Source organism: Paenibacillus sp. GYB004 (assembly GCF_036577605.1).
In the GTDB taxonomy this organism is placed as follows: Bacteria; Bacillota; Bacilli; order Paenibacillales; family NBRC-103111; genus Paenibacillus_AB; species Paenibacillus_AB oceani.
This window is the reverse complement of the sequence record NZ_JARBDB010000067.1, coordinates 174,447-200,565: the sequence shown is the minus strand read 5'-3', so window position 1 is coordinate 200,565 and position 26,119 is coordinate 174,447. Positions and strand designations below refer to the sequence as shown.

At 45.7% G+C, this 26,119-nt stretch carries 13 protein-coding genes and 1 pseudogene; 12 read left to right on the top strand and 2 right to left on the bottom strand.

Going from position 1 to position 26,119, the window contains the following annotated elements; all coding sequences use genetic code 11:
* Nucleotides 1–1,428: ABC-F family ATP-binding cassette domain-containing protein (locus PV433_RS30860; RefSeq protein ID WP_332075802.1), on the bottom strand; the 1,428-nt coding region annotated here is incomplete at its 3' end.
* A 399-nt stretch (nucleotides 1,429–1,827) separates the two neighbouring features.
* On the opposite strand from PV433_RS30860, the gene PV433_RS30855 reads away from it, so the two are divergent.
* From PV433_RS30855 to groL, 8 genes are all read left to right on the top strand, one after another.
* Nucleotides 1,828–2,439, top strand: a complete 612-nt coding sequence (locus tag PV433_RS30855) for a 5-formyltetrahydrofolate cyclo-ligase (protein WP_332075801.1) — start codon at nucleotides 1,828–1,830, stop codon at nucleotides 2,437–2,439.
* Between the two features lie 393 nt (nucleotides 2,440–2,832).
* Entirely contained in the window at nucleotides 2,833–3,327 is a 495-nt protein-coding gene (gene moaC / locus PV433_RS30850) for a cyclic pyranopterin monophosphate synthase MoaC (RefSeq protein WP_332075800.1), read from the top strand.
* Between the two features lie 153 nt (nucleotides 3,328–3,480).
* The gene (locus tag PV433_RS30845) at nucleotides 3,481–3,975 is read left to right on the top strand and encodes a MogA/MoaB family molybdenum cofactor biosynthesis protein (protein ID WP_190930408.1); all 495 of its coding nucleotides are present in this window, start codon (nucleotides 3,481–3,483) and stop codon (nucleotides 3,973–3,975) included.
* Nucleotides 3,972–4,994: a molybdopterin-binding protein gene (locus PV433_RS30840; protein WP_332075799.1), complete on the top strand. Its 1,023-nt coding sequence runs from the start codon at nucleotides 3,972–3,974 to the stop codon at nucleotides 4,992–4,994. The genes PV433_RS30845 and PV433_RS30840 overlap by 4 nt, the downstream gene beginning before the upstream one ends.
* Nucleotides 4,995–5,029: 35 nt before the next feature.
* Nucleotides 5,030–5,329, top strand: a complete 300-nt coding sequence (locus PV433_RS30835) for a twin-arginine translocase TatA/TatE family subunit (RefSeq protein ID WP_332075798.1) — start codon at nucleotides 5,030–5,032, stop codon at nucleotides 5,327–5,329.
* Between the two features lie 259 nt (nucleotides 5,330–5,588).
* Nucleotides 5,589–6,353: a twin-arginine translocase subunit TatC gene (tatC, locus tag PV433_RS30830; protein ID WP_190930431.1), complete on the top strand. Its 765-nt coding sequence runs from the start codon at nucleotides 5,589–5,591 to the stop codon at nucleotides 6,351–6,353.
* 328 nt (nucleotides 6,354–6,681) lie between these two features.
* Nucleotides 6,682–6,963: a co-chaperone GroES gene (gene groES / locus PV433_RS30825; protein ID WP_190930411.1), complete on the top strand. Its 282-nt coding sequence runs from the start codon at nucleotides 6,682–6,684 to the stop codon at nucleotides 6,961–6,963.
* Between the two features lie 168 nt (nucleotides 6,964–7,131).
* The gene (gene groL / locus PV433_RS30820) at nucleotides 7,132–8,763 is read left to right on the top strand and encodes a chaperonin GroEL (protein ID WP_190930412.1); all 1,632 of its coding nucleotides are present in this window, start codon (nucleotides 7,132–7,134) and stop codon (nucleotides 8,761–8,763) included.
* A 231-nt stretch (nucleotides 8,764–8,994) separates the two neighbouring features.
* Here the strand turns inward: groL and PV433_RS30815 are convergent.
* A pseudogene (locus PV433_RS30815) lies at nucleotides 8,995–9,222 on the bottom strand (response regulator); the annotation flags it as partial.
* A 484-nt stretch (nucleotides 9,223–9,706) separates the two neighbouring features.
* On the opposite strand from PV433_RS30815, the gene PV433_RS30810 reads away from it, so the two are divergent.
* The 4 genes from PV433_RS30810 to PV433_RS30795 all read left to right on the top strand — a co-directional run bounded on the left by PV433_RS30810 (nucleotide 9,707) and on the right by PV433_RS30795 (nucleotide 25,906).
* On the top strand, nucleotides 9,707–11,356 hold the full coding sequence (locus tag PV433_RS30810; protein ID WP_332075797.1) for a clostripain-related cysteine peptidase: 1,650 nt from the start codon (nucleotides 9,707–9,709) through the stop codon (nucleotides 11,354–11,356).
* A 340-nt stretch (nucleotides 11,357–11,696) separates the two neighbouring features.
* Nucleotides 11,697–18,560, top strand: coding sequence for a hypothetical protein (locus PV433_RS30805; RefSeq protein ID WP_332075796.1), 6,864 nt, complete (start codon nucleotides 11,697–11,699; stop codon nucleotides 18,558–18,560).
* A gap of 3 nt (nucleotides 18,561–18,563) precedes the next feature.
* Entirely contained in the window at nucleotides 18,564–24,290 is a 5,727-nt protein-coding gene (locus PV433_RS30800; RefSeq protein ID WP_332075795.1) for a hypothetical protein, read from the top strand.
* Nucleotides 24,287–25,906: an S-layer homology domain-containing protein gene (locus PV433_RS30795; RefSeq protein WP_332075794.1), complete on the top strand. Its 1,620-nt coding sequence runs from the start codon at nucleotides 24,287–24,289 to the stop codon at nucleotides 25,904–25,906. Before PV433_RS30800 ends, PV433_RS30795 begins: the two co-directional genes overlap by 4 nt.
* Nucleotides 25,907–26,119: the final 213 nt, after the last annotated feature.

Genomic DNA, 26,119 nt, shown 5'->3' with positions numbered 1-26,119 from the left:
GTTCGTCGGCTCGTCCAGAATCAACACGTTCGCCTGCTTCAGCATCAGCTTGGAGAGCGAGACGCGGGCCTTCTCGCCGCCGCTGAGCGCGCCGATTTTCTTTAATACGTCTTCGCCGCTGAACAAGAAGCTGCCGAGCACGGTGCGGATGCGGACCTCCTCCAGATGAGGGTATTCGCTCCACAGCTCTTCCAGCACCGTATGGTTCGGGTTCAGCCCTTGCTGTTCCTGATCGTAGTAGCCGATCGTGACGTTCGAGCCCCATTCGAAGTAACCGGAATTTTGCTGCTTTTGCCCGGTCAATATTTTCAGCAGCGTCGATTTGCCGATTCCGTTCGGCCCGATCAGGGCGGCCATGTCGCCGCGTCGAAGCTCGAAGGAGACGTTGCGGAACAGCTGTCTTTTGCCGTCATAGGATGCGGCCATATGTTCGACGCGAAGCACGTCCTTGCCGGACTGCTTCTCCGTCTCGAACCGGAAGGAAGCGCGCTTCAGCTCGCCTGCGGGCTTGTCCAGCCGGTCCATCTTCTCAAGCGCCTTGCGCCTGCTTTGCGCCCGCTTCGTCGTGGAAGCCCGCACGAGGTTGCGGCGGACGAAATCTTCCATGCGCGAAATTTCTTCCTGCTGCTTCTCGTAATGTTTCAGCTCGATCTCGTATTCGGCCGCTTTCAGCTCCATATAGCGGGAGTAGTTGCCTGTGTACCTTTTGCAGCGGGTACGCTCGATCTCATAAATCACGTTCGCCATAGCGTCCAGAAAATACCGGTCGTGAGAAACGACCAGCACTGCGCCCGGGTATCCGCGCAAATAATCTTCGAGCCAGGTTAGCGTAGCGATGTCCAAATAGTTGGTCGGCTCGTCCAGCATCAGCAGATCGGGCTCCTGCAGCAGCAGCTTGGCCAGTGCCAACCGGGTTTTCTGTCCGCCGCTCAGCGTGCGTATTGCCGTGGCCGGGTCGAACGCGCCGAAGCCCATGCCGTGCAGGATGCTGCGGACTCTCGCCTCGATGCCGTATCCGCCCTTTTCGCGGAACAGATCGGATTTGACCGAGTACCGGTGCAGCACGTCCGCATACAGCTGCTCATTGGCGGCCAGTCCGGGATCGGCCATCTTCGCCTCAAGCTCGCGCAGCTCCTGCTCGATCTCGAGCAGTCCGGCGAATACGCCGATCATTTCGTTCCAGATTGAATTATCGGACAGCAGTCCGCTGTTTTGCGCCAAATACCCGATGCGCGTTTCCTTGGCCCGGAATATTTGTCCACCGTCGGCGGACATTTCACCGGCAATAATTTTGAGCAGCGTCGATTTGCCCGCGCCGTTTACGCCGACGAGCCCGATCCGGTCGCGCTCCTGAATTTGCATCGCTATATGGGTCAGCACGGGAATCGTGCCGTAATGTTTTTCCAATCCGTTGACTTGCAAAAGCATGTGTAGTCTTCCTTCCCATAGACGGATTTCCGTCAGGCAAATCCGCAGTCGTTCTAGTGACGTTTACAAGCCGTCATGTTTAGTTTACCGATGGGTCCCTCGTTTGTAAAATGAGACTTTGCCTGAAACGAATATCCCCGTTCCGGGTAGCTGTGCCTCAGCAGGCGGCCGTTCGGTCCGGATGAGGGGTTGCAACCGGTTTTCAGCCTGCCCGGCTCCGGCTTTTTCTTCACTCGGAATGTGTGATACACTGGGGAAAAGGTTATATTGACGGCAATCGAACCCTGCATCAGCAGACAGATATGAAGAGTAGAACGTGCGCCCGGACGCATCGCTTGAACGCCGTCGTTCCCGGTTGTGAACCGGATTTATACCAAGTGGAAGGACGGGAAAACCGAGATGACCGTACAGGCGCATAAAGCGGAGCTGCGCAAACAGATGGAAGCGGCCCGTGCATCGTTATCTGCAGAAGACCGTGCGGAAGAGTCCGCCCGCGCCTGCGCAGCGGCGATCCGGCTGCTGGAGGAGAGGGGCGATGATGCGGACGGCAGGACGTTCACCCTGTTCAGCTACGTTCCTTTCCGGACGGAACTGGATGTCACTCCTGTCATGGAATGGTGCTGGAACCGCGGCGGCACGATCGTCGTCCCCAAAGTAATCCGCGAGCATAAACTGATGTCGCTTCATCAGATTAAAAGTCTCGACGAGCTGGAATCCGGCAGATGGGGGATTCGCGAACCGGCGATGTCGGCGCCCGTGCTGGAACGGCTGGAGGATATCGACTGCGTTCTCGTTCCGGGACTCGCCTTTGACGGCAAAGGCGGGCGGCTAGGGTACGGCGGGGGGTATTACGACGCATTTATACGGATGTGCCGGGAAAATACGGGCCGGGAGCCGTTTAAGCTCGCGGTTGCTTTTGATCTTCAGCTCATTTCGGAAGTGCCTATGGATCATTTCGATTTCCGTACCGACGCGGTAGTGACCGACAGACGCACCTGCTTGATCCGGTAAATGGTTCATGCAACTTGCTTGGTTGAATTCAGAATGGCGACATGAACTCTTTGTTCACTGATTTTTAATAAACGTTTTTTTGCCGCCCACAAGGACATCGCTATCCGTGTGTCGAAAAAGATGAAGAGAGCTTTTGGGATGACGGGGCCGGATGGATGGGGCAACCGCTTCAGACTTCCGGATCTTTGGATATAGGACAACCTTGTTTCCTCACCTCATCGTGTGCCGCCGCATGTTCATCTCTGTTCCCGCGACTGACGAATCCGATCCGTTAACCTTCCTCGTGCCGGTGTCAGGGACTGGCTCGCTAGCAAAATCAAACCGGCGCAGTTTATGCCGGACATCCTATATGAGGTTACCCGATTATGGCTGGATTGGAGGCGCTGCAAAACGATGACGGAATCATCCGGGCTTACTCATTTTAATGAAGACGGCCGCGCCCGCATGGTGGACGTCTCCGGCAAGGCGGAAACGAAACGTACCGCAACCGCGCAAACGACGGTGAAGATGCGTCCGTCGACCTTGGATGCGGTTAAGATGGGCCGTCTGGGCAAGGGGGATGTGCTGGCCGTCGCTCAGATCGCCGCCATCATGTCCGCCAAGAAAACGTCGGATTGGATTCCGATGTGCCATCCGCTGCCGCTGACCGGAGTGGACATCGCGTTCTCGGATAACGGCGCGGACGAGCTGTACATTCAAGCAACAGTCAAGACGACAGGGCTTACCGGCGTTGAGATGGAGGCTCTTACCGCGGTATCGGCCGCCGCGCTTACCGTATACGATATGTGCAAGGCGCTGGAGAAAGAGATGAGCATCGGTCCGACCGTGCTTTTATCCAAAACCGGGGGCAAGAGTGGAGATTATATCCGACCGCCGGGCATGGAATGAGTTTATATTAAGCTGTTTAAGCTGAACAACCGAGCCCAAGTCCAATGCTGCCAGACGATCCTTAACGGGATAAACGGACAGAAGGGCCGGCGGTTCCGCCTTATGTTTAGATGCGTCAGTGTGTCGGGATATAACAAGGGAGGGAATAAGCTGATGCGCTGGAAAGTTGGCCTGTTAACGGCAAGCGATCAAGGTTCTCGCGGCGAACGTGAAGACACCAGTGCTCAGGTGATTCACGAACTCGTGGAGGAAGAGCTGCAGGGGGATATCGTCGAGTACCGGATCGTTCCCGACGAAACCGACGAGATTATGGCAGCGCTAATTGAGATGACGGACTACTACAAGGCCGATCTCATTCTGACTACCGGAGGAATCGGCATGGGGCCGCGGGATGTGACCCCGGAGGCCACGCTGGAAGTGATCGACCGGCTCGCGCCGGGTTTTGCGGAAGCGATGCGGGCGGCCATGATGCAGCGGGACGGGCTCGGCATGATGACGCGCGGCGTGTCCGGCATCCGGGGGCAGACGCTTCTGCTGAACTTGCCCGGCGATCCGAAGGGCGTACACGAATGTTTGGCCGCGGTCATGGACCAGTTGCCCATCGCCCTTACGATGATCCGCGGCAAAGGAGGCGGGCTCCCGGGATGAGACGAACGAGCGTCCTGCGCGAGGTGAAGGTGGAGGAGGCGATCGGCCTGCCGCTCGCCCACGATTTGACCCGCATCGTACCCGGGGAATTCAAGGGCCGGCTTTTCCGGAAAGGCCATATCGTCCTCGACTCGGATATTCCCGAGCTGAAGAAAATCGGCAAAGATCATATTTACGTGTTAGAGCTGGGCGATGACGACCTGCACGAGGACGATGCGGCCGTCCGGATGGCGGAAGCGGCGCGGGGATCGAACATAACGGCGACGGAACCGAGCGAAGGCAAAGTGCTGCTGAAGTCGGCGATCCGCGGGTTGACGGTGATCGACAAGACGTTCATTAACGGAGTTAATGCAATCGATCAGCTCGCGCTGGCTACGCTGCAGTCTAACACGGTCGTAACGCCGGGACAATCGGTCGCCGGTACGCGGGTCATTCCGCTGCTCGTCGCGAAGGAGAAGGTCGAGCAGGTCGAGCGGTCCGCCCGCCAGTGGCGCGAAACGTATCTGGGAGAAGGCCCCATATCCGTGAAACCTTTTAGAACGTTAAAAACCGGTCTCATCACAACCGGCAATGAAGTGTATAATGGACTGGTGGAGGACCGATTCGGCCCTGTCGTCAGAGCCAAGCTGGAAGAGTACGGCTCGTACGTGGAGGAACAGCGCTTATCCACGGACGACAGCGACAGCATCGCCGGGCATATCCGTTATTTTCAAGACAAGCAGGTTGATCTCATTCTCGTTACCGGGGGGATGTCGGTTGATCCCGACGACCGGACACCCGGAGCGATCCGGCAAGCCGGAGCGGACATCGTAAGTCACGGGACGCCGATGCTTCCCGGCTCGATGCTGATGATGGCTTATCTGGGTCATACTCCGGTTGTTGGATTACCGGGCAGCGTGATGTATGATAAATATACCGTATTCGATGTGCTGCTGCCGCGAATTTGCGCGGGGATTCGAATCGGCAAAACAGATATTACCGAGCTCGGATATGGAGGGCTTTACGCAGAGAGAGGGTAACTATACCCACACCCAACTTGAAGGAGGAATTGTCGATGCCTAATATCGGCGCAACAGGTTTTATTCTGATCATTTTGGTGGCTTTACTGCTGTTTGGCCCGAGCAAGCTTCCGGAACTCGGCCGCGCGTTCGGCCGTACGCTTCGCGAGTTTAAGAACGGAGCCAAAGAAATTATGGAGGACGACTCCGACCGCAAGCAAGTAGAGAAGGCGGAAGCCCAGCGTCTGGATTCGGGCAAGCCTGAGTATCGGGCCGAGACGGCTGCGCCGGCACCTACGCCGGCTACATCCAATGCCTCGGCAGCGCCAGCTACCGACAAGCGTCTTCCGGACTGAGCTAGGCGCTGAACAACAAGGCCGGGCCTATAACGATGCCTGGACGGAAGGCTCTGCGATCAACATGCCAGCAACCCTTCGGTACGTTTACAGATTGGACGCTTCAATAGGACCCATGGAGTGTTTATTAAACGAAGACGTAAACGGCAGCGCTTCCAAAAATTGTATGAGCACGAATGAGCTCGAACGCTGTCGTTTCAAGTTAAAAGGAGACCTGTCTGACTATTCCGTTACCTGATCATGAGGCTGGTGAAAATTGATGCAAGAAGAAACGGCATCCCTGGTGGAGCATCTAACCGAGCTCCGCAAACGGCTCATCTGGATCGTCGTCGTTTTGGCGCTGGCCATGATCGGGGGCTTTTTCGCCGCCAAGCCGCTTATCGTCTACTTAATGAATTCGGAACCGGCTTCGAGCATCGTCGGCCTGAATACGTTTTCGCCGTGGGATGCAATCCGGCTGTACATGCAGTTTGCTTTCGCCGTCGGCCTTGTCGTGACGCTGCCCTTTGCGCTTACGCAGATTTGGCTGTTCGTTAAGCCGGGACTGATGGAGCACGAGCAAAAAGCGACGCTGCGGTACATACCGGGCGCCGTACTGCTCTTTCTGCTTGGCTTGTCCTTCGCTTACTTTGTAATTTTCCCGATGGCGTTTTACTTTACACTGACTGTGACCAAAAGCTTGAATTTGACCGAAACGTATGGGGCCGCCCAATATTTTTCGTTCATGTTTAACATTTTGCTGCCGATGGCGCTGTTGTTCGAGCTTCCGGTTGTCGTGATGTTTTTGACCAAGCTGCGGATTCTGAACCCGCTTCGTCTGAAGAAGCTGCGCCGCTACGCTTATCTGGCGCTGGTCATTATCGCCACGTTCGTGACGCCGCCCGACCTTATATCGGATATCCTGGTGGCCGTTCCGATGATCATTTTGTACGAGATCAGCATTATGCTGTCCGCCCGGGTATACCGGAAACAACAGGAGTACGACAAGCAATGGCTCAGTGATCTGGGTGAGGCCGAAGCTTGAGGAAACATTCGGTCTGCGTTGCTTGTGACGCAGACCTTTTTTGTCGAACCGGGGGAGACTTTGTCTGTTGGTATAGAAGGGTGACGAACCGGGTGAAGCGTGCTGTCCGCCTGGTCTGTAAGACAGTAATACTTTGCGTATGGATGGGACAACCTACATAAGGTGTGCAAAAAAATGCACGGATTAAAATTTTATGAAAACCTCCAAAAGGACTTGCAAACCGAAGGCGAAATGATTATCATAAAAGATGTTATTAGCACTAACCACGTTCGAGTGCTAACAAACCCTCTACAACAAAACCATCTGAATCAAAGGAGGCAGTTTTCTCATGATCAAACCGTTGGGTGATCGCGTAGTTCTTGAACCTATTGCCAAGGAGGAGACTACAGCTAGTGGCATCGTTCTGCCGGACACGGCAAAAGAAAAGCCGCAAGAAGGCAAAATCGTAGCTGTTGGCAGCGGCCACGTAAAAGACGGACAACGCATTGCGCTTGAAGTGAAAGAAGGCGACCGCGTTCTGTTCTCCAAATATGCAGGCACTGAAGTGAAATTCGAGGGCAAAGAACTGCTCATTTTGCGTGAAAGCGACATCCTGGCTGTGCTTGCGTAACAAGGCTATCCGGCCTGGTAGGATTGAATCGTCTCCATCGCTGCTCGGATATTGATCCGGCGTGATTCCGATTTTGATCTTACTATGCTCGCACAACCGGTAAACTATACTTAATCCGATTTTCTGCATCCACTCTAAAATATAAAACAATCCGGGAGGTTCCGATTCATGGCTAAAGAAATTAAATTCAGTGAAGACGCTCGCCGCGCAATGCTCCGTGGTGTCGACACTTTGGCTAATGCGGTAAAAGTAACGCTCGGACCGAAAGGCCGCAACGTTGTACTTGAGAAAAAATTTGGCAGCCCGCTCATCACGAATGACGGTGTTACGATCGCCAAAGAGATCGAGCTCGAAGACGCATTTGAAAACATGGGCGCTCAGCTCGTTAAAGAAGTAGCAACCAAAACAAACGACGTAGCAGGCGACGGTACGACTACGGCTACCGTTCTGGCTCAAGCGATGATTCGCGAAGGTCTGAAAAACGTAACGGCAGGCGCTAACCCGATGGTCATCCGCAAAGGGATCGAAAAAGCCGTTAAAGCCGCTACTGAAGAACTGCAAAAAATCTCCAAGCCGATCGAAGGCAAACAATCGATCGCACAAGTTGCGGCAATCTCCGCAGCTGACGAAGAGCTTGGCCAGCTGATTGCAGAAGCTATGGAAAAAGTAGGTAACGACGGCGTTGTTACCGTTGAAGAATCCAAAGGTTTCGTAACGGAGCTGGAAGTCGTAGAAGGTATGCAATTCGACCGCGGTTACCTGTCCGCTTACATGGTTAACGATACCGACAAGATGGAAGCTGTTCTGGACAATCCGTACATCTTGATCACAGACAAGAAAATCTCCAGCATTCAAGAGATTCTTCCTGTGCTTGAGAAAGTCGTTCAATCCGGACGCCAGCTGCTGATCATCGCAGAAGACGTAGACGGCGAAGCGTTGGCTACGCTCGTAGTTAACAAGCTGCGCGGCACGTTCACTTGCGTTGCCGTTAAAGCTCCAGGCTTCGGCGACCGCCGCAAAGCTATGCTTGGCGACATCGCAGCTCTGACGGGCGGCCAAGTGATCACGGAAGAGCTGGGCCTCGACCTGAAATCGACTACGGTTGATTCGTTGGGCAGCGCTCGTCAAATCCGCGTATCCAAAGAAAACACCATCGTTGTTGACGGTGCCGGCGACAAAAAAGACATCGGTACCCGCGTAGCGCAAATCCGCGCTCAACTGGAAGAAACGACTTCCGACTTCGACCGCGAGAAGCTCCAAGAGCGTCTGGCTAAGTTGTCCGGCGGCGTTGCTGTAGTCAAAGTCGGCGCAGCTACCGAAACCGAACTGAAAGAGCGCAAACTGCGCATCGAAGACGCCCTGAACTCCACGCGTGCCGCTGTGGAAGAAGGGATCGTTTCCGGTGGCGGTACGGCCCTCGTGAACGTATACTCTGCTGTTGCTGCTGTTAAAGCGGACGGCGACGAGCAAACAGGCGTCAACATCGTTCTCCGCGCTCTGGAAGAGCCGGTACGCATCATCTCTACGAACGCTGGCCAAGAAGGCTCCGTCATCGTAGAGCGCCTGAAAAAAGAAGAAGTGGGCGTAGGTTACAACGCCGCTACTGGCGAATGGGTCAACATGTTCCAAGCCGGTATCGTCGACCCTACCAAAGTTACTCGCTCCGCTCTTCAAAACGCTGCGTCCGTTGCAGCTATGTTCCTGACGACCGAAGCGGTTGTCGCGGACAAACCGGAGAAAGACAAAGCTCCTGCTATGCCGGATATGGGCGGCATGGGTGGAATGGGCGGCATGATGTAAACAAGGCCTCAAAGCTTGTGGGGCAAGGGTTTCTCTTCGGAGAAACTCGGATTGCCCACATCGTTTAAAATGAAGACACCTTAGAGTGATGAAAATTACTCTAAGGTGTCTTCTATAATGATTTTAGCCTTCAGCACGAATTAGGTATTTTCTTGCGGACGACTTTCTTTGCGAATCAGGTCAGCAATGACATTCGCATCCTTATAGTCGCTCTTGGTCTGTGAATTATCCTCAAGATATCCCAGTCGGCTTTGCATGAATGATAGCCTTATGGACTGCTTCCAGTACGTGTCTGGTTTGGAATGGTTTCATGATAAAGTCTTTGGCCCCGCCTTGGATCGCCCCGATAACTAGGCTTGTCTGTCCCATTGCCGAGCACATGATGATATTCGCCTTCGGATCCGGCGTGCGAATTTCCTTTACAGCTTGAATGCCTTCCATAACAGGGATCGAGATATCCCTCCTGTGAAGAACAAATCGCTTAGCTCGAATAGCAAATAACGAAATCCTTCCCGAGCACGATGCCGCGAAAATCGAACGCGCACGCTACGTGAATCTTCTTGGCAATGTCTACTCAAATTACTTCATTACAGTAAGAGTGCTGTGTGTCGCTCGTAAGGAAGGGAAGTAGTAGTTAAGAGCTGCATTTGCCTGTATATTGAAGCCCGAATGTATTTCGCATTCGGGCTTCTGTGTTTGTGGTGGCCAATCCTGAGAGATCATTACGATTCGGGGGCCAGGCCATATGCTGGTTGCCAAGGGTGCGTTGCAAGCACAATCTTAAAGTTTACTTTACATTTCTCAAATGGGCCGATCTATTATGATAAATTAGAAGTAATGACAATTCGTATCCAGATTTTGGCCCGCTTTGAAGCCGGCCGTCAGACTGGCCACGCCAAGCGATGCCTTGCCGGAAATTTTCAAATTGAAAGGTCGTAATTTGATGAAAAATATCCGAAGTTTAATCATTCTTTTAATCTTTCTTCTTGCAACAACTCCATCAGCAGCGGCACAAAACTCAAGCTATGCAGAAGCGCTTAACCACTTGGGATTGTTCAGTGGAACGGGGAATGGATATGAACTTTCGCGGGTGCCTACCAGAGCAGAGGCCCTTGTGATGATGCTTCGTCTGTGGGGGAAGGAAGAAGACATTCAGAAAAATACCTACAAAAATCCATTTCATGATACGGATTGGGAAAGTCCCTATGTGTCGTTTGCATATACAAATGGTATAGTTAACGGAATTAATGAACATCGTTTTGGCGGCAACCAACAAGCCTCTCTAAACCAATATTGTGCAATGGTTTTAAGGGTTTTGGGATATTCAGAAACAAAGGGCGACTTTACCTATGAAACCGCGGTTTCTTTCGCTTCAATGGTTTTAGGAATAGACCTTACAAAAGAAGTCGAATTTAATCGGGGAACTCTTGCGAAAATAAGCAGCTATGTTTTAAATACAAGACCCAAAAACCAACTTGCAACACTAGGTCAAATCCTTCGCGAAACAGATGTGTTCACAACGCAAAGTTTAAACGAGGCAAGGTCACTTTGGGAGCAGGATAATAAAAATTATGATTCATCGACGATTTTAATATATGCAATTGGTTCTGACCTTGAATCACAACAAGGCCGGCTAACAAAGGACTTGGAAGAAATTTTTCGCGGTCAGCCAAACCAAAATACGAAAATCTTGATTCAAACAGGCGGAACGCTCAAATATTACAACAAATATATGACTGGTGGAGCATCAGAACGTTTTGAAGTTAGCCATGGACAACTTGAAAAGCACGAAAGCCTCATCCAAACCGCCGCATCAGACCCTAAAACACTAAGGGATTTTCTTGTTTGGGGCAAAAGCGTTGCGCCAAATGAACGTTATATCCTGATTTTATGGGACCATGGGTATGGTACAATGGGTGGATTTGGTGCAGACGAGCTAAACGGACGAAAAACGATGAAAGTTTCGGAGCTTTCGGAGGCAATCGATGCATCAAATATGTATTTCGACTTAATCGTCTTTGATGCGTGTCTTATGGGCACAGTTGAAACTGCCTATGCCCTTAGAAACCATGGCAAATATCTCATAGCTTCTGAAGATTCAATCCCCGCAGGAGGGTTATATTATACCACATGGATAAGTGCAATGGAGCGAAACCCACAAATTAGCACGGAAAGAGTGGGGCGTTTAATTCTAGATTCCTTTACCCTTCATTCGGGAATTGAAGCTAATATTCCAACAACAATGTCAATGATGAAGCTTTCTCAGGCTGAATCATTGGTTAAGGCAATAGAAGATGCAGAATTTGATTTTTCACTAACAGACCTTGCAAACAACTCAGAGCTATTAGGCAAAAACGAAGGGATATTTGATCAATATGATCTTATAGATATAATGGGCAAATCATCAGAAATCACGGCTGCAGCCCAAGCGCTTGCATTCGAAGTAAGAAATTCAGCAGGCTATAAAAATCGCAATGGCGTGGCTTTATATGTCCCTAACAGAAAAATCGCACACATACATGAAATGAAAGAAGAGCTAAAAGCCATTGGTCTTAGCTCAAAGTATATAGAAACTATTTTCAACGAAAATTAGCTGTAAAGGCTGATCGTTGTCCAGAATGGCGATGACGATGTTGGAATCGAATAAATATCCTTAGAGAGGCTTCGCATGAGTTCACCAAACTTTTGGGAGCCTCTTTTTTGCGTGTCTTGGTCACATAAAGGTTGGCTTCGTAGTCTATTCTATCTACGAAACATAAAGTTTTCTTTACAATTCAGCACTTCTTCTATCAACGATGGTACTATGAAGGGAAAATACTGTCGAAATTTGGTTGTCAATGGTTCATATCTGCCAATGAACTTACTGCCGATGCAGCAGGCGGCAGCGGCCGAATCAGCGGATTTGAAAATGTTATTATACGAGGAGGTATTTTATGAAGAAGATTTTAAGTTTGATACTAGTACTTTCGGTTCTAATATCAGTAGTACCTGTTTATGCGAATGTGTCAACAACCTATACCTATAAGATTGGTGTGAAAACAGGAGGAAACGGAACAGATGATAATCTTGTTATGGGCGTAAGTACCTATGAAACAGGAGAAAGCTCTGACCATGCATTTAATATTGACGGACCTGGCGACGACTTTGAGCCGGGTTCTTATGCAGAATATACCTTTGGAGTGCAAAATACTCCGCCATGGAGAATGAACGAATTCGTTTTTTGGCTTGTCGGCAGTGATGATTGGTACGGTGAATATGTAGATTTGTATCTTCCTTATCTGGAGGGGAATACAAATCCAACAAAGGTGAAGACCATTCGAATAGACTCATGGACAAAAGATCGTGGCAGACTTTATCGTGACATTTCAGACGTAACAAAAAGAAAATTCACAGATCTAGGTTACGTTGATACGCTTGGGGGAGAGTTCTATCTCGATGCTAATTCGTCAGGCACTGAAAGTGTAAACTGGGACAAAAAGGTCAGAGATCAATATGGTCACTATGACATTATGCAATATGAGGATGCTCCTGTTTTCAGTTATACACTTTCGGACGACTCTGTAGGCCGTGATTGGTTAACATTTCAAGAGCCAACAAAAACACAAAATTTCAAATTGGATATAGACCGAAAAAAGCTTCACGATGCAATGGTTGCACAGGACAAAGCAGAGATTTCGCTAACCTATAGGGTGGCACTTCTTGCCCAGTCTACCCATGCTGAAAGCCTTGGAGGGACTTTTGCGCACACAATTTCAGGAAATCCCGGAGTTAAAACCAATTTAACAACAAAGATAGGGGGACAGGATTACTATTATAAAGATGTAACTTATACGTTTTATCGTAGCATATATAACCTTGGAAAACCAAATATCAGTCAAACCACTAGCTTTTTCCATGGTGCTGACAATCTCTATCTAAATCGAAAATTTACAGATGTTAATATCACAATTGAAGCGGATTCCATTCATAAGAAAACCATGACGCAGGAAGAAAAAACGGAGCTCATAACAAACCTCCAAGCAACACCTGTGTTATATCTTGGAAACAATACGGCAACACCGCTTGCTAACCTTACCATGACAAAACTGAAAGGCAATGATGGAAAACCAAACGGCACACTTCAGTTTACTGGAAAAGTGCCGCTGGATGTTAGCGCAGTGGAAAGCGAGGGCATAAGGCTTCAGCTTAACAACGTGTCTACGCATTTAACGAAGAATGGTCGAGCTCAGGCCTATCATTTGGAGAATCCAACACCAGAATCAAAGACATCACAAAGTTTTTATTTTTCAACTCACAAGGTTGACACCAAAACACCAACCATAAGAGTTACCGACCAAAATGGAAATGACCTTGCGGGAGCAAATTCAATTCAAAACAACATCAAAAAGAAGCATGAATTTTATATGGTTTCAAGCGAAACACTCTATCCAGACGGAAATGTCGCCCACACCATATTGAATCAAAACTATTTTAAGTATGAGCTGTACAAGAAAAGCGGTGATTCCTATGAACCGGTAATGACAAGAATAACAAACTTTGACGGTACAGGAAACGCAACAAGAGTTACCGCACCCATTAACACGCAAGTTTTAAATGGAGTTAGCATAAAACTAAGTCCAATCGTTCCAACAGAAGGCGAATTCAAGCTTCGGCTTTATGGATGGGATAAAGCTAACAATCCACTAGGCGGAGATGCCGGATATGCAGAAATTGAAAATATCAAATTTGATAACCAAGCTCCACGAGTGACCATTCAAGAAACGGTACATTCGCAAGATGCGCAGCTTCAAAAAAGAAATGACTATCGTTTTGAAATGAACGACCTTCAACAAAGCAATAACGGGTGGTCAAGGACCTATTATACCTTTATAAATGGAACTGCGACGCCGCCTGATACTCCAATCGATCAAATTCAACAAGTATCAGGAGAAATTGCTTCAACTCAAGGTGTGTGGGCATTTGTAAACTCAGAAGGCGGTAGCGCAACTGCTATGATATCCATTCCCAAAGGTGAGAACTTTGATGGAACTCTCTATTATTTCACAGTAGACTCACTTGGCAATGATTCAAGAAACGAGCAAGTGTCAAAATATTATACAAGACCTGTGAAGATTTTCAATGGAAATGTTGTCGACACACTGATTACGGATGATGCGAGTCTTCCAAAACCACGTTTTAACATCAGCTTCGACACAAGCGATCCAAACATTGAAACGAGTTATAGATGGATTGCTCATCCCAGCAATACCTGGACGCCCACCTTTACACAAATCTTTAGAACATATAGTGGACAAGATGTTGGTGTTGCTGAAAAACAAAATGATGCTACAGGAAGAACAATTTGGGCGGACGGAAAATATATACTTGAATATCGTGTTACAGATAAACAGTCTGGCAACACTGCCGAATTTTCACGAGAATACACCTATGATTATTTTTACCCGGAGATTAGCTATACCGTCGGAAGTCAGCATGATCATTTTAAATCATCACATCAGTTTAACGTGAAAGTGACAGATCGCAGCGGAATTGCAAGTGCATATTACTATTTATCTAAACCAGATTTTGATAGTAAAATTGCAGATACGCCAGACTATCCGCTGACACTGACGCCAAACAGTGAAAACATAGTAGAGGTTGATCAAACCTTGACAATGGCAGGACTTCCGTCAGGTGCGTACAGCATTGTAGTTGTTGCAACAGACCCGCATGGAAGAGTAAGCAAAAAGGTTTCCCCATACTTTGGCATGCGGTCAGGACCTGCGAAAATTGATACATTAGAACATAAGCAGCCAAAGACCTTAAACGGAATGGGGACAACAACGGATGGAAAATATAATGTCTACGCTGTTTTGAGTGAACCCCATAAAGCATGGACTTATGACAGCACATGGAAATATCAAAAACCGGTATATTATGCAACAACTGACGGCATGCCAACAGATAACGGCGTTTTAGTGCCTACGTTTAACGCGGGTAACAACTTTGGCGGTTATTATTATTTTACACTCGACACACCTGTTCCGCTTCAAGAGGGTGTCAACAAAATCGATTTTAGATTCGGGCTCATCAATTATCCTGCTGACGATAGACCTGAATTTATAACTGACACAAGATCTGTCACCATTCTTTATGATAGCCAAGCACCAACCTTTGAACTGCCGGACTATAGCACTATTCAGCCAACAAACGCATCAGTGACAGCAAGAATAGCAGCAAATGATGTTGGCACGGGAATTAGCAAACTGATAGTTTCACCACAAGATGCAAGCAAAATCACGGTTTCACCCTATGCAAACGGTGGATTCACAGTAACGATTAACGAAAACATTACAACAAACCTTACACTATCTGACGAGCTTGGAAATAGTGTCTTGGTTCCTATTTCAGTTTCAAACATTGACAAAACAGCTCCATCTGCCCTTGCGTCAAGTGAAATCGTGGCAAAAGGAGCTAGACAAGATGGCGTTGTCACCGTTGAGGTTTCAGACAAAAATGACACAACCGTTTCATTCGCACTTATAAAAGATCCAACACAAAACCATATTCTAACCGAAGCTGACTATGTGTTGTTTCATTCAAGTCCATCCGTGAAAATGCAAAGTAGTCCGGCAATCGTTAATGGCGAAGGAAGCAAACAGACAACCTATACCATTGACTTGAAAGGGCTTAGTGGAAGCTATGCCATTGGGATCAAAGCCGTCGACAAAGCAGGAAATGTGACTGAAAAAGTGTTCTATGACTCAACAGTAAACCTGGTTGACGCGCAAGCATCCATTGTAAGTGTTAGCGCAAACCCTAGAACAACAAAAACCACCTCAACGGTTACCGTTACATTTAATGTTTATGTAACCGTAATGCCTAACGCACCTGCCCAGGGCGATGCTGTGGGGGCTATGGCAAGTTCGAACCTTCTTCATACAGGACTTTTAACAACATCCGCTAACTACGTGATGGACTATGATGTTGTTATTCAAAACAATAATAAAATCAGCCTCTATGTTCAGGACGAGGTCGGAAGGGATCGTGTTCTAGAATTCACACCTGATGTCGAGTTTGTTACAGGATTTGATATTACAGGTTATGTAGAGAAAAATGGTCAAACCATCCAAAATGGAGGGTTTATATCCTATAACCAAGGCGATAAGCTTTATTATGTTGTCGTTCCCAATCCAAAGTATTCTGGACAATATTTCTTTGTTGAAAATGCAGTGTTGTCTGGATTAGAACTAAATACAGAGCTAAGTGTTATTGACCCTTCATTTACAGTTAGTTCTGTTACCTATCAACCAAGTACAGTTAATTCTGCTACCTATCAAACAGCTTATTCCAAGCTTGTTTTTGAAGCGCTAAGAGATGGCAAAACAACAAAATCAGCTTATTTCAAGGCATACACTACCGAAGGAATTGAAGCCGATCGGATGGAAGCTGAGTATGTTGCAATCTCAGTAGTTGACGAAACTGTACCTGTTGTCAATGTGGCCTATTCGATCACGGAGCCAACAAACCAAAATGTTAACGCAACACTTTCTATATCTGACCCGGAAAGCGGAATTTTAAAGCTTGAACGTTCGTATGACGGCATCAACTTTAGCCCAATTGACTCTATTGTATCGCACACCGAAACATTCGAGCAAAATGCAACGGTATATTTGAAAGTGACAAACAAAGCAGGAATGGAAACAATCGTGCCAGTTACAGTTTCAAATATTGACAAAACGCCAATCACAAAAGACAGACACTACACGGTTGAATACGCCTACGAAAACTATCTTGGAGATTGGGTTCCAATCCAAGAAGGAAAAGCTTATAGAAGGGTTATGGCAACGCTCAAGTTTATCGGCGGCGAAAAAACTCTTTCTATGACAAACAACAACGCAGCACTATCAAGGACTCTAACTCAAGATGTTCATACATTCACATTTGAGTTTAGGGATCATGCAGGAAACACAGGTTCTCATACGGTTAGCTATAACCAGTTTGACAACACAATTGGTCATACATCCTATGTGTTATCAAACACCTCCAAGACAAACCAAAATATCTTTGCAACGATTACTTTATCTGATGATTCGGGTGAAATAGCATTTGCGGAGGTTAAGAAGGGCGATGTGGTTTATCCATTCAAAGGTGAGCCGCTTGAAAATGAATATGTGGTTGAGCTTGACAGCTCGGGAACTTATTATGTGACCGCCTATGACAACGCTGGGAACAAGTGGACTTCTCCAATCACAGTTTCAAACATTAACAAAGTAGCGCCAACTGCAACCGCAAGGACATACAGCACACTTCCAACCACAATTACTACACACAGTGTGAATGTTGAGTTGACACAGTTTAGCAAAGATATCAAAACAATTACAGTCACCGGTGTAGAACCTGCCGGAAGCCTAACTGCCAACGATATCGTACATATCCCTGGCACAAAAGCTGTTCGCTTTAGAAAAAATGGTACGGTTACCATGTCCTTTGTTGACGATTATGGCAACGAAGGATATGAGGTTATTACAATTTCAAATATTGTTTCCACGCCGCCGCAAGTCAGCGCAACTGCAACATTAGCAGAAGATAAACTAAGCGTTAATGTAACCTTTGACCAAATGCGTGACAGTGACGGCGTTCCGCTGGACATGCTTAGAAAGCTGACAGATCTCACCGTTTCTTATCGTGGATATGAATATGCACTTTTGTCTGAGGTGAAAAATGAAAACGGTGATGTTGTATCCTATAAAGATACAGTGATCAACGTTAAGACGAACGGGGAGCATGTCATTCTAGTTAGAGACCAAACGGGCTTAACACAAAAAATTCTTTTAACGGTTGAAGGAATTGAAGTTGGAGGACCAAAGGTTAAAGAAGTTCGTTGGACCTATCAATATCTCGAACAAAACCAAGCCGGTGAGTGGGTGGAAAAGAATCATCAAAACAAGATTATTGTTGGTGTTGACACATCTGGAAAAGAAGCTGGATATGTTGTGGGAATCGACAAAAACCCAACAACGAACCAGAATGTGCAAGTCACTTTAATCACTGACAAAGATGCGAAGTTCGTGGGCGGAAACGACTCTTGGGAACAAGCTAAATCAATGAACTATAGAGAAAATGGACTTTATAATTTTAACCTTCAAGGAAGAACAGGGGATTATACCTCCTATGGCGTCAACGTTGGTGTAATCGACAAAACACCTCCTGTGCTAAAACTGAAAAATGGCGAGGAGCTCATCTTCATCGAAGGAATGACGCCTGAAAAGGATGCTTCAATTGCATATGACAAGTCGAAGCTTCTAGACTTCGAAGCATGGGATGTGGTTGCAGGTCAAAATGTTGATCTAACAAACCGGGTCACCATAAACTATGGAGCTGGCGGGCGAGTGTTTAACCCTGACAACATCTCGGCAAATGAGTTTGTTCGCTCGAATCCTTACTATATCGACTATACAGTAAGAGATGATGCAGGAAATCAAACAACCATTCGTCGGACCGTTCGCCTTGTAGGACTTTATGACACAATAGCCCTTGTTAACGGAGTTATGCCAGACAGCACAAACGTTGCAACCGTTCTTGGAAACAAAGTTGAAATTTCACTGAAAAACTTTTCCGGAATCTCCTATGCACGTTATGAAAAAGGTATTTTAACACAAGGTCAGATGAAAACAAAAGGAACGGTCCTTCGGGGGAAAAACGGAATATATACAATGGATAATGTTTCTGACGGTTGGTATACCGTATATATCCAAACGGATAAACGTGACTATTTCAACATTGCTGTATATGTTTCAAACCAAGGAGGGAAATAGGAATTGACGATCTATAGGAGATTAAAACGCAGCATAGCTGCAACTCTTGTTCTAACCATGCTATTCACTGTTGCCAGTTTCCCAGGCCGTGCAGAGGCTAGCAGTGCGAATTATTCAATTGCAAACGAGTTTATGAAATACGCTATCAATTCAAAAACGGGTGGTTTTTCAATCGAAACCATTGATGGTCATCCACAAAAAGCTTTCGACAACAATCTTCCGCTGCTTTATAGGGAAGATGCGGCAAGGAGCAATGGAACCTCATTCACAACCGTTCGTATCGACGGGAAAGATTATATTTTCGGTCAGGAATATGGCTGGTTTGGAATCGATACAAAGCTTCATGAACCTGTCGTTTCAGAGCAAAACAGGCTTCTAACCATTGCTTGGGACATCAAGGGCTATACCATCACACAAAAGGTGTCCATTTCGATTGACCCTAATAACTCGAGGGCTGGAAACATTGGTATTTCATATGATGTGAAAAATAATAATGCCAGAGCCGGAACCGTTGGTATTCGTCTTCTTCTAGACAACGCGCTTGGTTCAGAAATTGATTCACCTCATGTTTTGGTTGACCCAGCACAACCGACAATCGTTGAAACCGAATATAGCGGTGACAACCTTCCGCAGCAAATTAGATATGTGGATTCTCTTACAGCTTCGGACAAAATGGCTTATGCCCTTTTGTCCGGCTGGAGCGGCAACAAAGACGTAAACGTTGATAAAGTTATTGTTGGTCACTGGGTTAATCTTGCAAACACAAGATATGATTATACACCAAACCCTAGCGTTGACTTTACCAACTATTCAAACAAATATTTAGTTCCCGACACGGCAACGGCTTATTATTGGAACGAAAAATCAATTGAGCCAGGTCAAGTCCGAATTTCTGAAATGCTCTATGGGATCGGTAATTTCTCTAGTCAAACCCAACAGAAGAATATTTCAATAGGTATCCAAACAGATAACGTTGTACTGACAAAAGACAAAAAAGCATATGAAAACAATGGTGTTTTTAAAGCAACAGTAACCATTGACAACAGTGTCTCGGGAGCAAGAGAGCTCATAGAACCCATAGTGAAGCTTAACCTCGATGAGGGACTTGTTTTTGCAGCAACGAACACCCGAGAATACACGGTGAAGATTTCGGGCGGTCTTAACATTGGAACTGTGTTTGATATTCCAAATATTGAGATTATTGCAGCGAATCAGTCTATGATCACATCAAAACGTTTAGTTGCTTCGTTAAACGCAACCGAAATTATTGATTCTAATACACATAAACTGGTTGACTATAGTGCAAATACAAACATTTTGATTCCTGCAGTTGAAGGAAAGCTTCCAGAAGTTTCAATGAAGCATGTTTTCCCAGCGGCCGTTTATTATGAAGGCGACAAAAATATCACAGTTTCTGGTGATATGGAAGTATTGGAAGATGCCATTTCGGGAATCGATGGATGGAGTCTTTATCTTGTTTCATCATCCAGTGGTGAGACTGTTCTGATCGATAAAAGAAAAATAAGTTTTGTAGAAAACGGTAAGACGCTTGCGTTTTCAACGAACCAAAATTTGACGGTTGGAAAATACGACATTGAATTTAGATTTACAAATCAACAGCTAATCGACGCCTTTGGTTCAAAAATTAAAGCAGCAGCTACACTAGATGTGACAAATAATCCAAAGGATAAAAGTGCAAGTTATGGTATTGTTTCGCTAGTTCGATTTACAAACGCTGCAAACAACAGACAGTTGTATGACTACATTAGTTTTGCAAACGAAGATGCCATGAAGACATTTATGGACGGCGACGTTAGAAGAGATGGTATTCTTCACAAAGGTATACAATTTGAAGAAGATAAAACGGAAATTCTTTTGACACTTCGTGGGAAAATTAGGCTTATGGATACAGGTACAGAAAAATATTACTCTGCTAGCAGAGCCGATGGCGATATTACGCTCAACAACATCTTGACTTATGACAGTAACGCGTCCCTCAAGATGACAGTTGACAACGATGGTGCAAGGCTAGAAGGTGATGGCACCATCAAAGTAATCAACTCCATCAATATTTGGCATAATAAATGGTATTTTGAAGCCGAAAATGGCATCAAATACAGTCTGGACCGAGAGGCTGTTGCCGAGAAAGAAGCTCAAGCACTTGAGCTTCAGCTTGGAGATGCTGGTTATATGCTGCAAAATATTGCAGGTTTTTTAATCAATATTAAGTATGGTGTCATGACCCGAGATGATGATGATTTCGGAATTAGCTTTGGCGGAAGGATTTCACTACCTTTGAAAGCTGCTGACAAATCGAAGGGTGAGAAAGAGAAAGAGAAAGAGGATGAGAAAGAGAATGGCTCACTAACTGCAGATGTTAAAGATGTTCTCTATGGAAGTAAAGACGGCGATATTGGTTTTATTGGCGTTAACACAACACTATCTGTCGAGCTGCCCGAAGATATATTAGGCCCATTAGTAGGAAACGAAATCGGTGCTAAGGCCGAAATAACCATTAACACCATTGATGATATTTATACCATTGATGCTGGTGTTTCAATAGCAATACTGGAAGTAGAAGGGTCATTGGCACTGAAAAAGGTTCCTATTAACGAAGTTCCAAAAATGATGCTTGACAAAATCACATTCTTTTTAGCTGTAGATCCTTCAGATCCTTTAGGTAGTACAATGATAGTACCAGTGGTTGCACCGTATGTATTTATCACAGGACTTGGCGGAGGAATTTCAAATCTTGCAGACACCATTGCTGGAGAACCAGCAGGCGAACTTCCACCACTAACCATCCATCTTCAAACTAGGCTTTTAATTAATGCAATTATTGTAGGTGACTTTAAGCTGGACGCCAAACTATCCGGTCTTGCAATTGAAGGTGCTGGCCGGTTAAATGGAGACGATGATGGAAGAATTTTTAATATTCAAGCGGGAATGAATGTTCAATGGATATCGCCTTTTCAGTTAAATGCCTATGGCAACATTAGCATTCACGCTGGAATCATTCGTGGTGGTATCACGATAAAAATTACTGAAGATTATTTTTATGGTTATGTGTACGCAGGACTGTTCATTCCAGACTCAATCCCATTTGTGGGGGGCAAGGAAATTGGAGGAGTTGAGGCAGCTGTTTCATCTGACTTTGTTGGTGCAAACTTTAAAGTCATTGGACTTAAGCTTGGGTTTATCTATTATTGGAACGGTGATCTAAGCTTTGGCGGATCAATCGACCTATCTTCAAGAGGAAAGGCCGTCCACTATGTCCAATCGGAAGCGCTAGACCAAAAAGGCAACCTTGTGCCAACCACCATGTTATATGGAACGAATATGAGAAGACTAACTACAAAGGCAATGGCTAAAACTCGAGCCGGTAATGGCGTTACAAAAGAGGTTAGCCCTGCAACGAAAGATGCACTTCTCTTTGAAATTCCACTTCGTGGATTTGTCAAACCTTCTGCATCAGAAATCATGGTCACTAATCCAGATGGTAACAAATTGACAATGGTTGAAGACGATAACAAAGGCAACGGAAACTATCTTGTTCAATCTTTAGATGGCAAAAATTATTTGTACATTTCTATCACGGACCCATCTCTTATTGTTGCTGGCAACTGGTCCATTTCCGTTGCAACACCTGATGTTTATATCGACAACTTTGAAGTAAACAGTGTGGAAAGTATGCCAGAGCTTACAGGTATTAGTGCTTCTCAGAGCGAAAATTCAAGCCGTGATATTAACGTTTCTTGGACAACGGATAAGCAAAGCAAATATTCAGGTGCACTTCATGTCTATGTCACAAAAGACCCATCCATTATGCAAACCCTTGAATCAACTAACATTCCAGACACTTCTTCATTAATTAGTATTGGCAATCTGGAGTTAGACAAAATTACATCAGGTTCTCATGTATTCACACTTCCGGAGTCCTTCCCTGAAGGGAAATATCATGTGGTTGCCATGCTTATTAACCATCAAGGCGGAATGAATAAGAAAATCACTTCTTCCACATTCACCTTCACAAATCCACTGCTTCCCCAGAAACCAGAATCTGTGACTGCGGTCTACAGTGGTGACGGCTATGTGAAAGTTGATATTACTGGAAGTGACCAAACGGCAACACACTATTTCGTGGCGATCCATGACGAAGATGGTGTTGAGGTTGAGAGTTCCTTTGGTCAATATAAAGTTGGCAGTGACATCATTCTAAAACCATTCGAAGACAAAACGAACCGACCTCTATTACAGGAAGGCAAGACTTATTTTGTTAAAGCGCAGGCTGTTAGAATTGTGGAGTCTCCTCTTAAACATGCGGAATATTATAGTTCAACCGAATTTGCATCATCGCAAAGCTTTGTTATGCCTTCAATGAATAAACCTCAGCTTGTAAGCGTTGAAACAAACATGGACAGATCAAAAGAACGATATTATTTAAGAACTGACAAACTAGAGGCAACTTACACGTTCGACAGACCCGTTCAAATGACATTGAACCTTAACACTGGGGATAAAAACACGCCTCAGGAGTTTAAGACGGTGTGGTCATTTGAAGAAACAGTTGAAGACGGTCAGCATTTGCTTGACTTTATAGCGATTGGTGAAAATCGTGACACCATCCAAGGCAGTAGGTCATCCGGTGCAATTGGGTTTATTGTTGACACAAAAGCACCTACGTTACTCCTTGGCGAAGAAGTTCAAACAAGCCTTGATAAGGAAAACGTTGATACCACCGTTAGCAATCAAGTTGTTTTTGTTGGCGCCAATTCAAGCTATAGCTTCCATGGTCTAACAGAAACATCCGCATCACTGACTTTAGACGGTAGTTCAGAAGGAATTGTTAAAAATCCGGACGGAACATTCATTGTAAATCGCAAGACCTCAAGCCAAGAACCAGACGAAACCCTGATTCTTAAAGCGGTTGATGAAGCTGGAAACGAAACGGTTGTACAAGTTTATCTTGTGAATCGTGCTTTATCAGAGTTTGAAAGCATTAAACTAATCTCTGATCTTGAAAGCTCCGATGATCAACCTGATTCTATCGAGCTTGGCATAGGCGGGAAAACTGTGCTTTCTGTTAAAGCGCTTCGCACAGTTGGCGACACCGTTTTAAAAGCAGAAGACGTTGTGTGGCACGTTCTTTATAATCAGAATATCATCAGCCTTTCACAAGATGGGACCATTGAAGCATTAGCTCCCGGCGAAACGGCAATCAAAGTTAGCTATAGACTTTCTGCTTTTGAAGGTCTACATGGGGAAACGGTCTATAAAGAACTGTCAGACGTTATCAAAATTCGTGTAAAAGACCTTGGTTATCGTTATGAAATTCGTCAGACACAAGGGTTCTCGTTGTACACCCTATACACTGAAATGAACATGGGCAAGGCAACGGTTGTGGTTGAAGGAAACAAACAAACTCTTTTATATGACAACCTTAAGAAAGCCTATATGGGTTCTTCAAGGGAACTTGTCACAGGCGAGCAATTAACAGCCAACCTTGTTTTTGAACCAACGGTGAAATCTCCTATTCTTCTTCGTGGAGACACCGATGGTAATGGCGCTATTGATAAAAGTGACATTTCGGCAACAATGGATGCTATTTTAAACAATGTCTACAACGGATTTAGTTCTTCAGAATACTGGTTGAGATCTGATAAAAACGGTGATGGCATTGTTGACATGGTAGATGCGCAACTCACGCTGATGGAGGCGCTTGGAAGATGACGAAATATTTCAAAAGTATTTTTTGCATGATACTTCTAGCGGTTGTTTTACCATCCTATGCCTACAGCGCAAACGATGCCGCAGACCTTAGTTATCGTGTAAACATCGCAGTAACGGACAGCTCTGGTTCCTCAAAATCAAAATTTGAAGTTGGAGAGGAAATCTTTGTTAAACTAAGTCTTTCATATACTGGTGCCGGAAGGGCACCGGTATATGGCTTTCAAGGAAAGCTGCATTTTGATTCTTATGTTCTGAAAAACACCAGTGTGAATATGGAAAAGGACATTTCAATGAAATATTCCGATGGTGTCATCAACTATATCTATCTGGATATGACCGCCGACGGAAAAGCTGATTCCATGCTTCAAAATATGGGAACTGCTGTTTTCCAAGCCAGAAACAACGGAACTTTCAGCTTTTCTATAGGCAGCTTCATTGTAACGAACAAAGATGCGACTCAGCGGTATATGGAACCGTTTGAAGATGTGCAAATCATTGTTGGCTCTGGAATAAGGGAAGCCTCAAAGTCTTCACTATATGAAGACATTGTTGCTGCCAAATCTTATCTTGCTTCAGTAATTATTGCGGATAATCCCAAAACCATATATAGCCCGGATTTTTGGTATACAACCATAGCCGCTCAAAATTTGAGGAATGTTATTGCCGAGGCTGAGGCTGTTTTGGATAAAGAAAATGCTCTGGCTTCGGAAATCTCAGAAGCAATCGAGAAGCTCAGCATTGGCTTTTCAAACTTTGTGAACTCAAAAATTATCGGACCGAAACGTTGGGTTGCCCCGATCGGTGGCACAATTGGATTTAACAATTCTGTTAGAGCTGATCTTACCTATTCTGTTAGAGCTTCTGTTGAAGGCGGAAATGGCAAAATTGCCGATGGCTTTGAAGTTCAAACCATTCGTGCAACAACCTCTGCAACCATCAGAATGATTCCCGATGAAGGGTTTGAAACCGAATATATTATTGTCAACGGTGAAAAGTTTATAGGCCGTGACATTTTCACCATTCCAGAGGTTAGCCGTGACACAACTGTTGTTGTTACATTTGTGAGAAAAACTCCTTTTACAGATATAGCACATGACGATTGGTTCTATTTTTCTGTAAGGTATGCCTATAACAAGGGGCTTTTCACGGGGACTTCTGAAACAGAGTTTTCACCCTTTGGGACAATGAGCCGTGCAATGCTTGCCACTGTATTATATCGTATGGAAAATCAACCAAATGTTGAATTTGCAGATATATTCTCTGACGTTCAAAGCGATCTTTGGTATTCAGATCCAATTATTTGGGCAAACCAAAGCAAAATTGTTAACGGATATGGTGAGGGTATATTTGCTCCCAACGACGCAATCACTCGTGAGCAAATTGCAGTTATGCTCTACAGATACGCCAAGTTTAAAGGCTTTGACCTTCCTACTGAAATTTCAAGCCTTAGCTTCAAAGATGCAAATGAAATTTCAGACTTTGCCAAAGAGTCAATTACTTGGGCTGTGTCAAAGGGCATTATGAAGGGCAACTCTGATTTGACTCTAAATCCTTCTGGTCTTGCAACCAGAGCAGAGGTTGCCACTATGCTCCAAAGGTTTAATGAGTTGGAATAATTCGGTTGACTGACTAATCAAGGATGGTGGCTATTTGCCCACATACTCTACCCACACATCTTACACACACGGATTTATTCGACTAATTTCTGTAGACAATCGGACAAAAACGCTACAAAAGGACTCGAAGTACAGATGAAAACGCTTTTGTCTCATGGGCGGCATGATGTAAGACGGGCTGCGAAGCCTGTAGCATCGAGGGTTTTCGCATGC